Genomic DNA, 17,364 nt, shown 5'->3' on the forward strand with positions numbered 1-17,364 from the left:
GCATAGAGATGTAAGATGGAGAGTTAGGAATGGAAATGCCGACTATTTTCGTATCTTTGCAGCCGAATAAACTAATATACATTTATTTATATGGAAAAAAAGATGGGAGCAGACTTTAAATCTGCAACTGCCGACAGTGAAAAGAAACTGTTTATTGAGACATACGGCTGCCAGATGAACGTAGCCGATAGTGAAGTGATCGCCTCTGTGATGCAGATGGCGGGGTACAGCATGGCCGAGACGCTGGACGATGCCGATGCAGTGTTCATGAACACCTGCTCCATCCGCGACAACGCCGAGCAGAAGATACTGAACCGACTGGAGTTCTTCCATTCGCTCAAGAAGAAGCGTCCGCACCTTATAGTGGGTGTCTTGGGCTGCATGGCCGAGCGCGTGAAGGACGACCTCATCGAACATCATCACGTGGACCTAGTCGTAGGCCCTGATGCCTACTTGACGTTGCCCGAACTGATTGCCTCTGTCGAGGCGGGCGAGAAGGCTATCAACGTGGAGCTTTCGACCACGGAAACCTATCGCGACGTTATCCCTTCGCGCATTTGTGGAAACCACATTTCTGGTTTCGTGTCCATCATGCGTGGGTGCAACAACTTCTGTACGTATTGCATTGTGCCTTATACCCGCGGACGCGAGCGCAGCCGCGACGTGGAGAGCATTCTGCGCGAAGTAGCCGACTTGCAACAGAAAGGCTACAAGGAAGTGACCCTGTTGGGACAGAATGTCAATTCCTACCGTTTCGAACGTCCTGATGGCGAAGTCATCACCTTCCCTATGTTACTGCGCACAGTGGCTCAGGCCGCCCCTTCGATGCGCATTCGCTTCACCACTTCGCACCCCAAGGACATGAGCGACGAGACGTTGCATGTTATTGCCGAAGAGCCCAACGTATGTCGCCACATCCACCTGCCCGTGCAGAGTGGAAGCAGCCGCATCCTGAAGCTGATGAACCGCAAGTACGACCGCGAGTGGTACTTGGAGCGGGTGGCTGCTATCCGACGTATCATCCCCGACTGTGGCCTCTCGACCGACATCTTCAGCGGCTTTCATAGCGAGACGGAGGAAGACCATCGGATGTCGCTTTCGTTGATGGAAGCGTGCGCCTACGACTCTGCCTTTATGTTCAAGTACAGCGAGCGCCCTGGTACCTATGCTTCCAAGCACTTGCCTGACGATATCCCTGAAGAAGTGAAGATACGACGTCTGAACGAAATCATCGCCCTGCAGAACCGCCTCTCGGCCGAAGCCAACGCGCGTTGCGTGGGCAAGACTTACGAGGTGCTGGTCGAGGGCGTGTCGAAGCGCAGCCGCGACCAGCTCTTTGGCCGTACGGAGCAGAACCGCGTGGTGGTGTTCGACCGTGGTACACATCGTGTGGGCGACTTGGTAATGGTGCGTATCACTGGCTCTAGTTCGGCTACACTGCTGGGCGAAGAAATCGCTTGATGAACACGCTCTTTGGAGTGATTGCTCAAAAAACAGGAGAAAATAGATTTAAACCTTAGGAAGGTGTGTCAAAAAGCACACCTTCTTTGTTTAGCACAAAGCCCCGACTTTCACAAGCTGGGGCTTTGTTATTACCTAAAGATTTTGTATCTTTAAGCCTAAAGATTTATACATATGGCAAAGATACATTTTCGTCCCTACACTCCCAACCAAACGGTACTATTTCCGCAAAGAATCGATGAAGATATTGCAGAAAACGATCCTATACGCATGGTTGACGCTTTGGTTGAAAGCCTGAATCTTGAAGGTTTCAGGAAGTTATACAAAGAATGCGGCCGTAGTCCTTACCATCCCAAGATGATGCTAAAGGTTATCTTGTATGCCTATATGAACAATATATACTCCTGCCGGAAAATAGAAAAGCTCCTTCGTCGTGATATCCATTACATTTGGTTAGCCGGTTATGAGAAACCGGACTTTATTACTATCAACCGTTTCCGTAATCGGGTGAAGAAGGAGATCAACGAAGTGTTTACCCAAACCGTACTTCTGCTTTCATCCAAAGGTTTCATCAGTCTGAATGTGGAATATATTGACGGAACAAAGATTGAGTCCAAGGCCAACAAATATACTTTTGTATGGCGGAAGAGCGTTGAGCGAAACCGTGAACGACTGATGAAGAAAATCAGTGTTTTGTTAAGCCAAATAGATGACGTCATCGCTCAGGAAAAAGCTTCGGAAAACAACGAGGAAATTGAGTTTACTCCTTCCATGCTGACAGAAATGGCGGGAGAATTACGCACTGCTCTTGAACAGACTTCAGAACCATCCACGAAAGAGCAGAAATCTGCGCTGGGAAAGAAACGCAAGCAGCTGAAAGAACTGGAAGCACATAGAGATAAGCTTCAGGAATACAATAACCATCTGGACAATCTTCAGGACCGCAACTCTTATTCCAAGACAGACAAAGAGGCCACTTTTATGAGAATGAAGGAGGATGCCATGCACAACGGTCAGACAAAACCAGGATATAATCTTCAGATTGCTACGGAAAATCAATTCATTATCGATTATTCTCTTTTTCCGAATCCGACTGACACCTTGACGATGATTCCCTTTCTGAAGTCCTTTGCCGACAGATACGGCCGTTTGGCTCATACGGTGGTTGCTGATTCCGGTTACGGATCAGAAGAGAATTACCACTTTATGTCGGAAAACGGGATGGAAGCATACGTCAAATACAATTGTTTCCACATGGAGCAGCGGCCAAGATTTAAACCGAATCCTTTTAAAGCCGAAAACTTTTTCTACAATGAAGAACAGGACTACTGCGTCTGTCCAATGGGACAAAAGATGCAGAGGGCAGGTACCAGGCATACGAAAACCGAATCCGGATATGTAGTCGAATATGCCAGGTATAGGGCTGTCAGATGCGAAGGGTGTCCGTTAAGATGTCTGTGTTTTAAAGCTAAAGGAAACAGGACGATAGAACTGAATCACCGACTCAGGATATACAAACAGAAAGCCCGGGAACTTCTCTGTTCCGAAGAAGGACTGAAACACAGAGGGCAAAGGTGTATAGAACCGGAAGCTGTATTTGGACAGATAAAATTCAACATGAACTACAAGCGCTTCCGTCATTTTGGAAAGGACAAGGTCCTTATGGACTTTTCCTTCCTGGCCATCGCCTTCAATATAAAAAAGATGTGTACCAAGATGAATAAAGAGGGGATAAATTGGCCAATTAAACACCTTTACGGCCTTATTACCACTCATTTAAGCTATTGGGAACAAAATATCGAGATTATCTTCAGAATATCGCTGCTTGAAAAAGTTAACAACGCTCTTATCGTTGATAAAGAAAAGAGGGTGAATCGCGTATTACGACACACCCTCTTTGTGTTTCAAATATAGAAGTCTCTCTCTTCCAAAAGCCTTTCAAGTTGTTTTATTTTCTATCTTTAAGGTTATGATTCAAGAAAACTAAAGTGTTAAAATGCGTTTTCTTCAAATCGACTTATAAAGAAAATGTTTATATTTAAGGAATTTATTATTGAAATAATGTCTAATCCTTAAAATCGAAGCGTATGAGAAAGTATTTGGCAGAGATGATAGGCACGATGGTGCTTGTCTTAATGGGATGCGGCAGTGCTGTATTCGCAGGTAGTGCAGCCGACACCGTAGGTGCCGGAGTAGGAACTTTGGGAGTAGCTTTGGCTTTTGGTTTATCCGTAGTGGCTATGGCCTATACGATTGGAAGCATTTCAGGATGCCATATTAACCCTGCTATTACGCTGGGGGTATGGATGTCGGGGCGTATGAATAGTAAGGATGCTACGATGTATATGATTTTTCAGGTATTAGGTGCTATCATTGGTTCGTTCATACTGTCGTTGCTAGTATCTTCAGGAGGATTCGATGGGCCTACAGCCACTGGTTCCAATACGTTTGATCCGAGTGAGACGGGACAGGCGTTTATTGCTGAGGCTGTATTTACTTTTATCTTTGTTTTGGTAGTGCTTGGTTCTACTGATGAGAAAGGTGGTGCAGGTAATTTGGCTGGCCTGGCTATTGGTTTGACACTGGTGTTGATTCATATCGTTTGTATCCCTATTACAGGTACGTCGGTCAATCCTGCTCGAAGTATTGGCCCTGCTTTACTTGAAGGTGGGCAGGCTCTTTCACAGCTGTGGCTTTTCATTGTAGCTCCTTTTGTAGGTGCTGCATGTAGTGCGCTGGTGTGGAAGTTCTTTGCCGCAGGTCGTAAGTAGTTATTATTTTCCGAAGAAATAGCGGGAAAGTCCCGATCGGTATAACATTTGTTCGATGGCAAGGCTGCCGCCCACAGCCAGGGCGGTAGCCGTTACGAGGAATAGTATACCCGTAGGATCGAAGGACAGCAGTGGCAAGTAACTTTTAGCCAGCATGGTGAAAACAGGGGAAAAAAGTAGAATGGCTAGCGTATGTTGTCCGATGTACAGGCAGCCTCGACGAAAGCGATTCGTCAGAAGTGGGTAGAAGTAGAGTAACAGACATGATGCCAGGCAGGTAATGATTACTCCGGCCAAACTCCCGCGAGATAGATTTTCGGGTACGGCACATAATAAAATGAGTGGTACAACAGCCCATATAGATGGGCGGAAGAAACGGTTTAGTTTTACGTGGGTCTGTGCCAATATACATCCTCCTAGAAAGTAGGTAGCATTCTCGTAAGCTAGTAGGTGCAGGCATGCCAAGCCATAGAGGCAAAGTCCTAGAATGATAAAGCGAGTAATTGCTTTTCCTCGCACAAGATGGAAGACAACGTAGTAGAGCAAGGCGCAGAGTATAAGCGTATGCAGATACCAGTAGGGGCCTACGGGTGAGACGAAGATCGCTTCGATTACGGCCGGCAGGCTCAGTTCTTCTAGTCCTTGGCGTACGGGTAGTAGGCAGGAAGCTACCGCATAACTTGTTTCCATTACTGCATAGGGAATAAAAATCCATAAGTATTTCTTCAGAAACTCTTTGATGGACTTCCCAATATTGGTCAGGTAACCTGAAATCAGCAAGAAGATTGGCATGTGGAAGGTGTAAACCACTTGCTTGGCATAGGGATATTTGTCGCCGATGTAGGTTAGGTGGAAGATTACCATCAATAGGATACAGACGCATTTCAGGTAGTCTATTTCATTCATCCTGCCGGACAGGGTACGTTCGTTTCCGAGGAACGGATCCTTTGTCTTCATGTTGGTGAGAGTTCTAAAGATTATTTGTGCACAAAAGTACACCATTTTGTCGCTCCTCGGAAATGATGCAGTGAGTTTAACAATCAGCGTCGTTCGGCTATTAGAGCGGGAATTCCTATTACTTGGTGGCAGGCTACGGGGATGTTATTCTCGTTCAGTTCATATACTGTTTCTTTCTTGTCTTTACTGAACGTTTCTTGTGATTCACTCCAGCGGGCATAGCTCATGATGACTTCGTTGGCTTCGTAGCGGTAGGTCATCTGGAAGTAAGGAATCCATTTATCAACAGTACCGTCCCATTTGGAAGCTGTTTTATTGATAAGACGGTTTTGTTCGTCATAAGCGAATTCGTAACGCATGTGGTTGTGCAGATAGTTGCCGTCCTGCTTGTAGATGGTTCTCGATACGACGAGGTTGTTCTTTACTTCTTCATTTGTGATGAAGTTATCCTGTGCCATTGCTTGGGTGTTGAGAAGGTTGACCAGTGTGATTACGGCGAGTGCCAATGCTTTGAATACGTTCATAGTTTTCATAATTCAGTTCTGTTTTAAAGAGTTATTGTTATTAGTTTCTATTTTTATCAGTTAGACGTTGTTCGTAGAAAGAAAAGTTGCGCTATTGAGTTTCTTTTTTCTCGAACGTCCATTCACTTAAATATTATTCAAATGGCATGCCAAACTTCTAAATATTTGATAATCAGTGTCGGTTCATTATTCCCTTCTGTTCGTTATCGGACATGTGTCCGCTTTTGATGTTCGAAAACATACAAAATGCCCTGTAGTGCGTCTGATGAATGACGGCCATACAGGGCATTTGAGCATCCTATTTTAGGGAATAGGATGTTTTGATAATGCTTTCTTTTAGTTTATACTTATCGTTAACGGGTTGCGTACTTTTTGTGCAAAATTAGCCATATAGTTATTCCATGCATTGATATCTTTTATGTCTGCACGGTCCCAGCCAAATCCCCAATAGTAGACATAATTTGCTCCAGGTTCATAGTCGCTAGTTGCTAAAATATGTCCTTCGGCATAACCATGTTGTTTCTTTTCGTCATTGGAATATTTTACAATTTTCGCTTCTTTAATTTCAGTAAGGAAGGCTGCTCCTACGAATACTTTGCCGTTGTCAGGACCTGTGGTCGGATCTACATAAGTCATGTAACCGTTGGCTGCATCAGTCTTTACGGCACCATCGTCGTGTAAAACAATGCCAGTTGCTATAGGCAGAGATTCTTGAAGTCCAGTATAGGATACAGCAGTACGGTTCAGATGAGAACCTGCATCAAGGGTAATGATACGTGTCTCTACGATATTACTATCTCCCTTTACAGTTAGTGGATTGAATTCTAATTTTACTGTGAAACGTAGCGGACCGTTGTCTAATACTTCAAAATCTTTGTAGCACCATGGATAAACAATTTCACCATTGTCTATAAGAGCTGCTACGCCTGCACCTAGTGTCGGGCCTACAGCATAACAGTCCATACCATAACCATGATCAATGTGGTAGGAAATAGATTGCAATAGTTCAGAGGCTGCTTGGGGATCTGTTTTTCTCAATTCAGCAGCGCGTGCACGTGCTTCTTTATCTAATTCTTTAGCGTACAGATCTTCCAATATCGGTTCGGAAGTATTACGTTTCAGGAATAGATCATAGCCGAAACCCCGTTCGCCTCCAGCCTGTAGAGCAGGTCCGTAGGCACGGAAACCTACCAGGTCATTTTCCCAAGCCATGTCATCCAGACGTTCTGGATATTGGCGTCCACAGGCTTTTACCTCTACAGGTTGAGGAATTCCTTCCTGAATGGTGTAGGTAGCTGTTGCTTTGGCAGCTACTGTTGCAGGGAATATCACTTTATCATCGTAAGTTATCTGATAGGGGATTTCGGTACCTTCAGCATCGAGTACCACAATTTGTGCTGTATCAGCTAATTTTAGCCGATTACTGATTTCATCCATGGATACTTCCACCATTTCTCCAGAACGATCTATATCCAGTGGGTTACTGACGGTTACTGTCATTGGTTGATTGTTTGTACAAGCCAATAACATGCAAGCCGTTATATAGGATAAGAATATTTTTTTCATATAAAGAAGAGAGATTAATGTTTTGATAAATAAGAAAAATGGATAATTGAATCCGGAAACTGTTCCGTTTCAATTATCCATTAAATGGGTATTCCTAAATGAAATTAATTATTTAGGTTGTTTGCCAATGTATGCCAAGATACCGCCATCTACATAGAGGATGTGGCCATTTACGGCGTTAGAAGCTTCGGAAGCGAGGAATACTGCAGGACCAGTCAGTTCCTGTGGATCCAGCCAACGGCCAGCCGGAGTCTTGGCGCAGATGAATGAATCAAACGGGTGACGGCTACCGTCCGGTTGTTTTTCACGCAACGGAGCTGTCTGTGGAGTAGCGATGTAGCCCGGGCCAATGCCATTACATTGGATGTTGTATTCGCCATATTCAGAGCAAATGTTACGAGTTAACATTTTCAGACCACCCTTGGCAGCTGCATAAGCGGATACTGTCTCACGACCCAGCTCAGACATCATGGAGCAGATATTAATAATCTTACCGTGTTTTCTTTCCATCATGCCAGGCAATACGGCTTTAGATACAATAAACGGAGCATTCAAATCGATATCGATTACCTTACGGAACTCAGATGCTGCCATTTCGTGCATCGGGATGCGGCGAATAATACCAGCATTGTTTACCAGGATATCGATGGGGCCTACTTCTTTTTCGATCTGCGCAACCATAGCTTGTACAGCAGGTTCATCCGTTACGTCACATACGTAACCATGTACAGCGATACCTTTTTCTTTATAAGAAGCCAAACCTTTATCTACCAATTCTTGGTTAATGTCGTTGAAGCAGATTTTTGCACCTTGTTCTGCAAAGGCAGAAGCGATTGCAAAACCAATACCATAGGAAGCACCTGTTACGAGGGCTACCTTGCCTTCCAAAGAAAAATTCAAATAAGGATTCATAACGTTTAAATATTAAATTATTAAACTTAGGTTTATTTCAAATCTGTTATTTTTGAGAAATCTTGGTCGCCATAATCCAAGTTTTCACCACCCATACCCCAAATGAAAGTATAGTTGTGGGTAGCTGCTGCCGAGTGGATGGACCATTCAGGTGAGAGGACGGCTTGTTCGCCTCGCATCCATAGGTGACGTGTTTCTTCTATTTCTCCCATAAAATGACATACTGCATGTTCTTCTGGTACTTCAAAATAGAAGTAAGCTTCCATTCGGCGGCTATGTACGTGAGCAGGCATGGTATTCCATACACTGCCAGGTTTTAGTTCCGTCATGCCCATCTGTAACTGGCAGGTAGGCAACACTTGGCTAACGAGCATTTTGTTAATGCAGCGGTGATTGGATCCTTCGAGTGAACCCATCTCGGCTGTGATGGCATCTTGTTTTGTTACCTTACGGTCTGGATAGTTGCAATGGGCAGTTGTAGAATTAAAGTAAAATTTGGCAGGACAGGAAGAGTCGAGACTTTCAAACGTTACTTCACGATTGCCCGAGCCCAAATAAAGAGCTTCTTTATAATCTAATGAAAATACTGTGTTATCAGCTTTTACTATACCAGGACCACCTACGTTGAATATGCCTATTTCACGACGAGTTAAAAAGTAGGGAGTTTTCAGTGGGTCGATAGCTTCCAAAGACAATACTTCGCCTGCTGGCATAGCACCACCTACCACCATTCGATCGTACATGGAGTATACCATATTTATTTCGTTTGGAGTGAAAATTCTTTCAATCAGAAAGTCGCGGCGAATGCGTCGGGTATCATAATTCTTTGCATCTTCGGGATGCGCAGCATAGCGGATTTCATAGTTTGTCTTCATGGAACTGACTGTTTTTATATCCTTAAATACTCGTTGTACGGTCTTCGTTTGCGTACACGATGCAAATGTAGCAAAAGAAAACGGACTCTCCTTACTTTTTTGTACTTATTATCTATTAATATTGTACAAAACTTAAAAGTTAATGTCTACTTCTACAGGGCAATGGTCTGAACCATAGATGTCGGTGTGTATCTTGGCGTCGGTGAGTTTTTCACACAAGCGGTTCGATACCAGGAAGTAGTCAATACGCCAGCCTGCATTCTTTTCACGGGCGCGAAAACGGTAGGACCACCATGAATATATATCCCGCTGGTCGGGATAGAAGTAGCGGAAGGTATCAGTAAAGCCACTTGCGAGTAGGGTGGTGAACTTGGCGCGTTCTTCGTCGGTGAAGCCTGCGTTGCGGCGGTTGGTTTTGGGATTCTTCAAGTCGATTTCCTGATGGGCCACGTTCAGGTCACCACACACAATGACGGGCTTTTTCGCGTCGAGCGCCAGGAGGTAAGTACGGAAGTCGTCTTCCCACGTCATGCGGTAGTCCAGGCGGCGCAGCTCGTCCTGCGAGTTGGGCACGTAGACGGTGACAAGGTAGAAGTCCGGCATCTCCAGCGTGATGACGCGTCCCTCCTTATCATGGTGTTCGATGTCGATGCCATAGTTGACGCTTAGCGGTTGGTGGCGTGTGTAAATGGCCGTGCCCGAATAACCTTTTTTCTCGGCATAGTTCCAATAGGATGTGTAACCTTCGAAAGGAAGGTCCAGTTGTCCTTCTTGCATTTTGGTTTCTTGCAGGCAGAAGAAGTCGGCGTCGAGCCGGTGGAAAGCTTCGATGAAGCCCTTATCTTTACAGGCGCGGAGCCCGTTTACATTCCAGGAGATGAATTTCATATTTCGGTGATGTTATTTTAATTATGATTTTACAAACATAGCGAAAAAGCACTGATTAACCATCGGTACAGGCAAAAAATGTTGTTACAGGCCGTGCGATGTATACTCTTCGGAGAATTTTTGTAATTTTGCGCCCCGATTCATCTTTACAAGATACAGCAATGATAAAGACTCTCAGCAAAAATGCCATCATCGGTTATCCGGCCGGTATCATCACCGGCATCACGTATGGACTGAACCCTCTGTTTGCCGTCCCTCTGATGAAGGAAGGCGCTTCGATAGAATCTATCCTCTTTTTCCGCTATATCATCGCGGTGCTACTTCTGGGGGCATTCCTCTTGCTGCGCAAGCAAAGCTTCAAGGTGTCGTGGAAGCAGGCGGGCGTACTGCTCGTGCTGGGACTACTCTATACGACCAGCAGTCTCACCCTGTTCGAGGCATACAAGTACATCGCTTCGGGGTTGGCCACGACCATCGTCTTCCTCTATCCAGTCCTGGTGGCCATTATCATGGTTTTTCTGAAAGTAGTCCCCTCGTGGCCAGTATGGCTCTCCATCGGCCTGACGTTCGTGGGGGTGGTCATCATGACGCAGAGTGATTCGTCGCAGATGGTCAACCCGATAGGCCTCCTGCTCTCCTTCGCCTCGGCTTTGGTGTATGCGTTGTTCATCGTTATCATTAATAGGAGCAAGGTCATCGGCAATATTTCGAACAGCCTCCTCACCTTTTACGCCCTTTCAGTAGGTACGATTGTCTTTTTGGGCAAGATTGCATTGTCGGATACAGGAGTAATGACTGGGCTGACGGGCCACACGGCCTGGCTGAACCTGGTAGGGCTCGCCGTGCTGCCCACCATCGTGTCCACCGCTACACTGGCCATCGCTACCCGCAACATCGGGGCGACCAAGGCTTCTGTGCTCGGTGTCTTCGAGCCTGTCACGGCCATTCTGGTAGGGACACTCGTCTTCGGCGAAGCGCTTACGACGAATATTGTTGTTGGCATTCTGATTTCGATGGTAGCCATCACGTTCATGATTGTCATGACCAAGCGATAATAGGCTTTTTAAATGAAAAAGAGGTAGGGAAGAATTTGTTGAATTCATTTCCTACCTTTTTTATTTAAGAATATTTCCTATTGATCAAGGTTTTATTTTGCTTTTAGTAATGTCTCTTTTAGTATATTTCCATTGATATCAATTACTTTAATATGTATATTTCCATCTTTTAGATCTAAACGTGCAGCACACATAGCTCCTTGAACCAATATGGGGAATTGATTATTTATTTTGTCAGCATCGTGCCAGGAATAACGGTGAGTATGTCCAGATACTAATAGATCAACTTTGGCCTTATTAAGTATAGGTAGAAACTTGTTGATAGCATCCTGCCAACCATGCCAGACCTCGTTGTTTTCAGTATCCGGTTCTATTACCATTGGGAAGTGAGAGATAACTATGTGGTATTTTGCTTTTTTATATTCTTTGGAATTCATCACTTCCTTGAGCCATTGGGCCTGTTCGGTGCGGTAAGCGTTGAAGTCCGTTAGTCCGGCATATACCCAGTGGTCTTCAGCTTTGTCTTCGCCCGAGTCAAGCATTACGATCATTACGTCGCCTAGTAAGTAGGAGCCGTAAATTTTGCCGTTTTTCTTGGGGAAATAGCGCGAATAGCTACGGGCTAGCGAGCCTCGTGTCTCGTGATTGCCGCGTACCACTTCGAAAGGAATGTTTTTGGCGAATTTTTCGACACTGACGTCAATAAATGAGGTGAAGATGGTCTCCGTATTGTCAAGGTAGTTCATCATGTCGCCTGCATAAAAATAGGCGTCACAGGTCTTGTAGTCGGCTAATTCTAGCAGTTTTCCCAGCTTGACGGCATCAGTGTGCATGTCGCTGGTCACGAAAATGGAAGCGCCTTTCTGAGCAGGGTTCACGGTAGAAAATGTGTACCAGGGCGTGGTGATGCTGTCGCCATAAGTTACTTTGTAGGGCTGGAAATCACGCATCTCTTTGGACAGGATGCGATAGTCGTAAGACTTGCCGGGATTCAAGTTTTCTATGCGTATGGCGTTGAAAGTGTCGAAGGCTGCTTTCAGACCGTCTTTTGATTCATAGTAGCGCACGGCCTGTTCGTTTGCCGCTCCATGGGGTTTTAGTTCTACCCACGAAAAGGCTTTGGCAGAAGTGAGAAACACTATTGTTGCTCCGTCATTTGTAACCTCTTGGAGGTAAGGCCCATGTGCTAGTTTGAATGTATCTTGGGCATTTGTTATTAAAGTACAGACACTTAGAAATATAGATAAAACTATTTTTTTCATACAGATAAAATTAAAGTGTTAGGGATTTTGTGGAAGATCAATAGGATAAGAATCAATTTCTCCTTGCGGGATATAAAGTACCGCGCAGTCATCTGTCGAGTGGATTTCCTGTACTACAGCTGATTCGGCACCACGGTCGTGACAGCCGGGATAGTGGCGGTCAATGACCTTATCGTTGCGAAGCAAGTCATATTTACGCTGTGCTTCGGCAAAGAGTTCTTTGCGGCGTTCATCTAGAATAGCGTCTAGTAATTCACCGTCCGATTGTTCCGAATAGTCAGGTACCAATGCACGTTGTTTGATGATGTTGAGGTCAGCTATTGCTTCAGCATTTCCTAGGTAGTAGCGGGCTTCAGCGCGATTAAGATACATTTCGGAAAGACGCATTACCATTGGCGACCATAACTGACCGAACTTTTCTTGTCCTTGGCATTTCAAGATATAGAACCGGGGATAATCGTTGCGTTTGCGCATTTTTTTCTGTGCATGCATACGGTAAGTTACCCATTCGGCTTTGGCTGTTTGCCCGTCCTTTCGGTATATTTGGCGTGCTTCTACATTGTCGGCATAACCGTCTGCGTCTACCGTAATCAAGGTTTCTTTCAATTCGAAGGGATCAGAGTTGGGATCTACTATCACTTTATAATGAGTATCATCTACTTTCTCTACGTTTTGGAAACGGTAGTATGTTCGATGTAATGGGTCGCGGGTTGGCTCTAGTGAGTTGCCGTAGAAATAGTTCTCACCCACGAACATTAGTTCATACAATTGTCCTTTTTCTTCATCGGGATCTTCGTATTGGGGTGAGATGAACGACATGCGGATGTCAGATGGATATCTCTTTAATGCTTGGATCAAAGGTAGGGATGCGTAGACTTCACCATATCCTTGTCCATCGATGACAGCATATTGTGAGCCGATGACGCTATAAGCACCTAAAGTGTTCAGGTCATCCTTAATCATGCGAATGGCAAACATAGCTTCTGGGTTACTTTCGGGTACCAGTTCGTTCATTGTGACATATTCGGTGGAAGTAAGTAAGCGTTTGTCTGAGTGCTCGATAACGTCGGTAGCGTATTTTTCAGCATTTTCGTAATCGTGCATGTACAGATATACACGGCTTAGCATACCTTTTACAACCCACTGGTTACCGTAACAGGCATTCTTCTCGATGCCGGAACCTTCCATGAGCTGTTCGGCTTTCAACAGGTCCTTTATTACCTGCTCGTACACGGCTTTTACGGTGGCACGGGGCGGGTATTCGTCCAGATTGTTGGTAAGCTTTAGAGGTACGGCCAGGTCAGTATCTGAAGCTACATGGTAAGGACGTCCGAAGGTGATGGCCAATTGATGGTATAGCAGGGCACGTATGAAGTAGTTTTCACCAATTAAATGGTCCAATTCTTTGGATGAGCCTTCTTCGCTGGTACTGATAATCTTGTTGCAGTTTACAATGGTTTTGTAACAAATACCCCACAAATTACTGCAATACGAATTATTGGTGATGCGTTGGTAATTGTACAGATTGAAGGTATGGCTGGTGCTTTGTCCACTCATTGATACATTGTCACTGCCATATTCGCCAATCTGATGTACGCCTTTGTTAAATTCCAAACGTTTCAACGCGGAATAATTGCCCAGTGTTACGGCTTCTACCGAGTTAGGATTATTAGTCAGTTCTTCATCGGTAATGGACGTGTAGGGGTACTCAGTAAGGTCGCATGCTGCCAATGTAGTGCATGTTAGGCCTATTATCAATAACTTGGATAGTTTCATATTGTTTGCGAATAAAGTTTAGAATGATACATTGATGCCGAAAATATATTTCCGAGTAGTCGGATAAGTAGTGCTTGAACCGTAACCTGTACCGTCATAACCAGCTGTGGCAGGATCCACTTGCGAGTAAGGGGTCACTGTAAACAGGTTGTCGGCGCTGAACGACAAGGTAACATCGCTTGCCTTGAGCCACGATAGTGCCTTTCGAGGTACGGAGTATGACAACGTGAGGTTTTTGAATGTTAAATAATCAGCATCCTCCAAGTAGCGACTTGAAGTTTTGTTAGAATTGGCGTTTCCACCGCTGATGGCTTGCGGATGTGTGGCAATGTCACCAGGTTTCTCCCAACGTTTCCAGCCTTTCTTCAAAACCATTTGGTTGTAAGTATCGTAAGCACCGTCTGAGTCGAGCAACTCTCGACCTGTGGCATAAAGTTTGCCGCCTATACTATACACAAAATTGGCGTTCAGCGTCAGATTCTTCCATGTGAGTGAGGTGTTGAAACCACCGTTTACTTTGGGAGCGGCGCTGCCCATATAAACACGTGATGCCTGTGCTTCGGTGTACGAGTTGGTAAGTACGCGTTTACCATTCTCATCGGTCTTATACCATTGAGGGGCACCGGTCTCAGGATCTACGCCTGCCCATTCGGCCAGGTAGATGTCATCCATATCGCGACCTTCCTCGAAACGGCGGATACCGGTAAGTTGAGGGCGACCTCCATACAGTTCTTTGATGCGGTTTTTGTTATGCCCTAAGTTAAAGCCCAATGACCAGTCCCAATCGTTGTTGTGGAATAGATTGGCATCAAAGCTGAAATCCACACCTTTATTGACTACTGCACCAATATTTTGCCACTGACCGCCATAGCCAGAAATAGTGGAGAGCTTGACATAATATAGAAGGTCCGATGTGTTTTTGTTGTAATAATCAATGGAGAATCTTATACGGTCAACTAGATTAATATCCAAGCCTATATCGAAGGTTTTGGTTTTTTCCCAACTTAAATCGTCGTTGCCCAACTGATCTGGGAAGTTAGCCGGTAGTTCGTTGTACATGTCTGAAGTATAGAGTGACAGATGGTTATAATTATCGTCAGGAGTATTTCCTACCACACCATAGCTGAGGCGAAGTTTGGCATCTTTCACTATAGAGGTTAATGGTTCGAAGAATTTTTCGCGACTGAAATTCCATCCACCGGATACGGTGTAGAAGTTACCGTATTGGTTGTTCTTTCCGAATTTGGACGAGCCGTCCAGACGGTAAGAAACCTGTAGCATGTATTTATTATCATAAGCATAGTTCACATTGGACAAAATGGACTGGATGTTGAATGCCGATTTGGAGCCTGACATGTCATCCATGCCTGTGGTACCGTCTATCACTTCCTTCCCACTAGTAATACCTTTGGCTGTAGCGCTGGTTGCTTGGTAGTAGTAACGCGAAAACTCATAGGCTACCAGTGCTTGGATACTGTGCATGTTGTTTATTTCAGTTTTGTAACGTAGCATTTGGTTTGTAAAGTAGTTTGAAGTAATGGAATAGGAGTTACTGATGGTTCCATGCTTGCTTTGTCCACCTTGTGTGTTTGGGTCTACGTACGATTCGTCACGGGCAATCTTGTAATTTACGTTATTGTTAGATTCAAGGGTTAGCCCTTTCCATAACTCCCATTTAAAACCTGCTGTGGCTGCCACATAAAAATTTTCATAACCACTCCAGTCCTTGTATTGCGATTCTAAATAGTTTTCACTATCGCGGCCATACCAATCGCTTTCCTGCCCAGTTCGTACTGAGCCGTCTTCGTTATAGGGATAATCCCATGGCAGATAGAGGTATGAGCTATAAAGTGATGCTGTTTGGTCTTTGGTCTTAACGTATTGACCTTGCATGTTGAGGAAAGCCTTGAATCTATCATGAATCTTAAAGTCTGTATTGCTTCGGATGGTATATCGGTCGTATTCCATCTCTTTTACAGCGGCTGTTTCTCGATAGTAATCTAGTAACACATATGAGTTCAACTTTTCGTTTCCGCCTTGGTAACTGGCGTTGACGTTGGTATAGAGTCCGGTTTGGGTAGCTAAATCCATCCAGTCGGTATCATGTTTCAGCAGGCTTTCGTTGAACCAGCTCGAACTGTTGAAACTTGATTGGTAGTCATACAACTGTTGGGAATTCATCATCTTTAAGTTACCCCAAGAAAGGGTAGAAAGCCCCTGTTGGATATTGACATTGAATTTCTGACGGTCAGTTCCGCCACGTTTGGTTGTTACTACAATGACACCGTTCGAGGCGCGCGAACCGTAGAGAGCGGTTGATGCGGCGTCTTTTAGTACCGTTACATTCTCTATTTCGTTTGGTGAAAGACGAGGATCGCTGTTAAAGATGACGCCATCCACTACCCAGATAGGGTCAAGGCTGGAACCCAGTGAGCCTTTTCCACGGATTGAAATTTTGGCGGTTTGTCCCGGTTTCCCAGATTCCAATTGGACATTCATACCAGCCACTTTACCTTCGAGCATGGTAGAAATGTTGGCTGTGGCCACATCTTTCAGTTTGCTTTCTTTCAGGGCTACTGCCGAACCGGTAAGTGTATTGCGCGACTGGATGGTGTACCCCATTACCACCACTTCGCTTAGTGTTTGTGCGTCTTCTTTCATGACAATTTTCAGGGGCTTGCCTGCTTCAGCCTTTATTTCTTGGTTGGTGTAACCAATGTAGGTTATTACCAGTGTGGCTCCACGCTGCACTTGAAGTGAGAAATTGCCGTCGATGTCGCTTACCACACCATTGCCTGCTACGCCTTTTTCCAAGATGTTGGCTCCGATGATAGGTAGGCCTGTCATGTCGGCTACATGGCCTTTAATTAGGATTGTACCTTTTTCCTGTTGTATCTTGTCCGTATTTGAGTTGTATGACAATACAATGTGGTTTCCTTCCATTTCATAGCTTACATGGTTGCCAAGTACGGCATTCAGCACTTCAGCCACTGTCTTGTTTTCCATATGGACCGATACTTTTTGTTGCACGGAGATATCATCTGAATACATAAACAGATAATTGGTCTGGCTTTCAATGTCGTTCAGTATTTCCAGCAGAGTAGCATTATTTTTGATAATGGAAACTTTAGTATTTTGAGAATTGGCATTATTTGCCATCATACTAAATGCGCAAAAGAATAGCAAGAAAGCTGTTTCCTTCATAATCTTTAATAAATGTTTACCAGACTGATTTTTATGTGTGCAAGAATCAGTCCGAACTGTATTTTTCATATCTTTGTTTTTAAGTTGTGATTGATACTTTCTCTTTTTTGCAG

At 44.7% G+C, this 17,364-nt stretch carries 13 protein-coding genes; 4 read left to right on the top strand and 9 right to left on the bottom strand.

Annotated features, from left to right (window positions below; genetic code table 11):
* Positions 1 to 90: 90 nt before the first annotated feature.
* The 3 genes from miaB (at position 91) to BQ8005_RS12350 (ending at position 4,232) form a co-directional block, all read left to right on the top strand.
* A complete protein-coding gene (gene miaB, locus BQ8005_RS12340) occupies positions 91 to 1,461 on the top strand; it encodes a tRNA (N6-isopentenyl adenosine(37)-C2)-methylthiotransferase MiaB (protein WP_075318268.1) in 1,371 nt (456 codons plus the stop codon).
* Positions 1,462 to 1,635: 174 nt separating this feature from the next.
* Positions 1,636 to 3,375: an IS1182 family transposase gene (locus BQ8005_RS12345; RefSeq protein ID WP_075318269.1), complete on the top strand. Its 1,740-nt coding sequence runs from the start codon at positions 1,636 to 1,638 to the stop codon at positions 3,373 to 3,375.
* Between the two features lie 173 nt (positions 3,376 to 3,548).
* The gene (locus BQ8005_RS12350) at positions 3,549 to 4,232 is read left to right on the top strand and encodes an MIP family channel protein (protein WP_075318270.1); all 684 of its coding nucleotides are present in this window, start codon (positions 3,549 to 3,551) and stop codon (positions 4,230 to 4,232) included.
* A gap of 3 nt (positions 4,233 to 4,235) precedes the next feature.
* Here the strand turns inward: BQ8005_RS12350 and BQ8005_RS12355 are convergent, their stop codons facing one another.
* The 6 genes from BQ8005_RS12355 to BQ8005_RS12380 all read right to left on the bottom strand — a co-directional run bounded on the left by BQ8005_RS12355 (position 4,236) and on the right by BQ8005_RS12380 (position 9,954).
* Entirely contained in the window at positions 4,236 to 5,189 is a 954-nt protein-coding gene (locus tag BQ8005_RS12355) for an acyltransferase family protein (protein ID WP_075318271.1), read from the bottom strand.
* Between the two features lie 83 nt (positions 5,190 to 5,272).
* Positions 5,273 to 5,722, bottom strand: a complete 450-nt coding sequence (locus tag BQ8005_RS12360; RefSeq protein WP_075318272.1) for a DUF3836 domain-containing protein — start codon at positions 5,720 to 5,722, stop codon at positions 5,273 to 5,275.
* Positions 5,723 to 6,049: 327 nt separating this feature from the next.
* A complete protein-coding gene (locus tag BQ8005_RS12365; RefSeq protein ID WP_075318273.1) occupies positions 6,050 to 7,279 on the bottom strand; it encodes a DUF4861 domain-containing protein in 1,230 nt (409 codons plus the stop codon).
* A 108-nt stretch (positions 7,280 to 7,387) separates the two neighbouring features.
* The gene (locus tag BQ8005_RS12370; protein WP_021848768.1) at positions 7,388 to 8,191 is read right to left on the bottom strand and encodes a gluconate 5-dehydrogenase; all 804 of its coding nucleotides are present in this window, start codon (positions 8,189 to 8,191) and stop codon (positions 7,388 to 7,390) included.
* 32 nt (positions 8,192 to 8,223) lie between these two features.
* A complete protein-coding gene (kduI, locus tag BQ8005_RS12375) occupies positions 8,224 to 9,066 on the bottom strand; it encodes a 5-dehydro-4-deoxy-D-glucuronate isomerase (protein WP_021848769.1) in 843 nt (280 codons plus the stop codon).
* Positions 9,067 to 9,198: 132 nt separating this feature from the next.
* On the bottom strand, positions 9,199 to 9,954 hold the full coding sequence (locus BQ8005_RS12380) for an exodeoxyribonuclease III (protein ID WP_075318274.1): 756 nt from the start codon (positions 9,952 to 9,954) through the stop codon (positions 9,199 to 9,201).
* Positions 9,955 to 10,115: 161 nt separating this feature from the next.
* Here BQ8005_RS12380 and BQ8005_RS12385 point away from each other — a divergent pair, with 161 nt between their 5' ends.
* Positions 10,116 to 11,009 carry an EamA family transporter gene (locus tag BQ8005_RS12385; RefSeq protein WP_234984045.1) on the top strand — a complete coding sequence of 298 codons (894 nt, stop codon included), beginning with the start codon at positions 10,116 to 10,118 and terminating at the stop codon, positions 11,007 to 11,009.
* 92 nt (positions 11,010 to 11,101) lie between these two features.
* On the opposite strand, the gene BQ8005_RS12390 is transcribed toward BQ8005_RS12385, so the two are convergent.
* The 3 genes from BQ8005_RS12390 to BQ8005_RS12400 form a co-directional block, all read right to left on the bottom strand.
* Positions 11,102 to 12,148 (bottom strand): metallophosphoesterase family protein, encoded by a 1,047-nt coding sequence (locus BQ8005_RS12390; RefSeq protein ID WP_234984046.1) that lies wholly within the window; start codon positions 12,146 to 12,148, stop codon positions 11,102 to 11,104.
* A gap of 141 nt (positions 12,149 to 12,289) precedes the next feature.
* Positions 12,290 to 14,047: a RagB/SusD family nutrient uptake outer membrane protein gene (locus BQ8005_RS12395; protein ID WP_075318276.1), complete on the bottom strand. Its 1,758-nt coding sequence runs from the start codon at positions 14,045 to 14,047 to the stop codon at positions 12,290 to 12,292.
* Between the two features lie 18 nt (positions 14,048 to 14,065).
* The gene (locus BQ8005_RS12400) at positions 14,066 to 17,320 is read right to left on the bottom strand and encodes a TonB-dependent receptor (protein ID WP_111936076.1); all 3,255 of its coding nucleotides are present in this window, start codon (positions 17,318 to 17,320) and stop codon (positions 14,066 to 14,068) included.
* Positions 17,321 to 17,364 lie beyond the last annotated feature (44 nt).

Origin of the sequence: Bacteroides togonis, assembly GCF_900130135.1 — a bacterium.
In the GTDB taxonomy this organism is placed as follows: domain Bacteria; phylum Bacteroidota; class Bacteroidia; order Bacteroidales; family Bacteroidaceae; genus Bacteroides; species Bacteroides pullorum.

Bases quoted from the DNA above. Each gene is read 5' to 3' on its own strand.
- miaB (WP_075318268.1), top strand. From the start codon at position 91: ATGGAAAAAAAGATGGGAGCAGACTTTAAATCTGCAACTGCCGACAGT.
- BQ8005_RS12345 (WP_075318269.1), top strand. From the start codon at position 1,636: ATGGCAAAGATACATTTTCGTCCCTACACTCCCAACCAAACGGTACTA.
- BQ8005_RS12350 (WP_075318270.1), top strand. From the start codon at position 3,549: ATGAGAAAGTATTTGGCAGAGATGATAGGCACGATGGTGCTTGTCTTA.
- BQ8005_RS12355 (WP_075318271.1), bottom strand. From the start codon at position 5,189: ATGAAGACAAAGGATCCGTTCCTCGGAAACGAACGTACCCTGTCCGGC.
- BQ8005_RS12360 (WP_075318272.1), bottom strand. From the start codon at position 5,722: ATGAAAACTATGAACGTATTCAAAGCATTGGCACTCGCCGTAATCACA.
- BQ8005_RS12365 (WP_075318273.1), bottom strand. From the start codon at position 7,279: ATGAAAAAAATATTCTTATCCTATATAACGGCTTGCATGTTATTGGCT.
- BQ8005_RS12370 (WP_021848768.1), bottom strand. From the start codon at position 8,191: ATGAATCCTTATTTGAATTTTTCTTTGGAAGGCAAGGTAGCCCTCGTA.
- kduI (WP_021848769.1), bottom strand. From the start codon at position 9,066: ATGAAGACAAACTATGAAATCCGCTATGCTGCGCATCCCGAAGATGCA.
- BQ8005_RS12380 (WP_075318274.1), bottom strand. From the start codon at position 9,954: ATGAAATTCATCTCCTGGAATGTAAACGGGCTCCGCGCCTGTAAAGAT.
- BQ8005_RS12385 (WP_234984045.1), top strand. From the start codon at position 10,116: ATGATAAAGACTCTCAGCAAAAATGCCATCATCGGTTATCCGGCCGGT.
- BQ8005_RS12395 (WP_075318276.1), bottom strand. From the start codon at position 14,047: ATGAAACTATCCAAGTTATTGATAATAGGCCTAACATGCACTACATTG.
- BQ8005_RS12400 (WP_111936076.1), bottom strand. From the start codon at position 17,320: ATGAAAAATACAGTTCGGACTGATTCTTGCACACATAAAAATCAGTCT.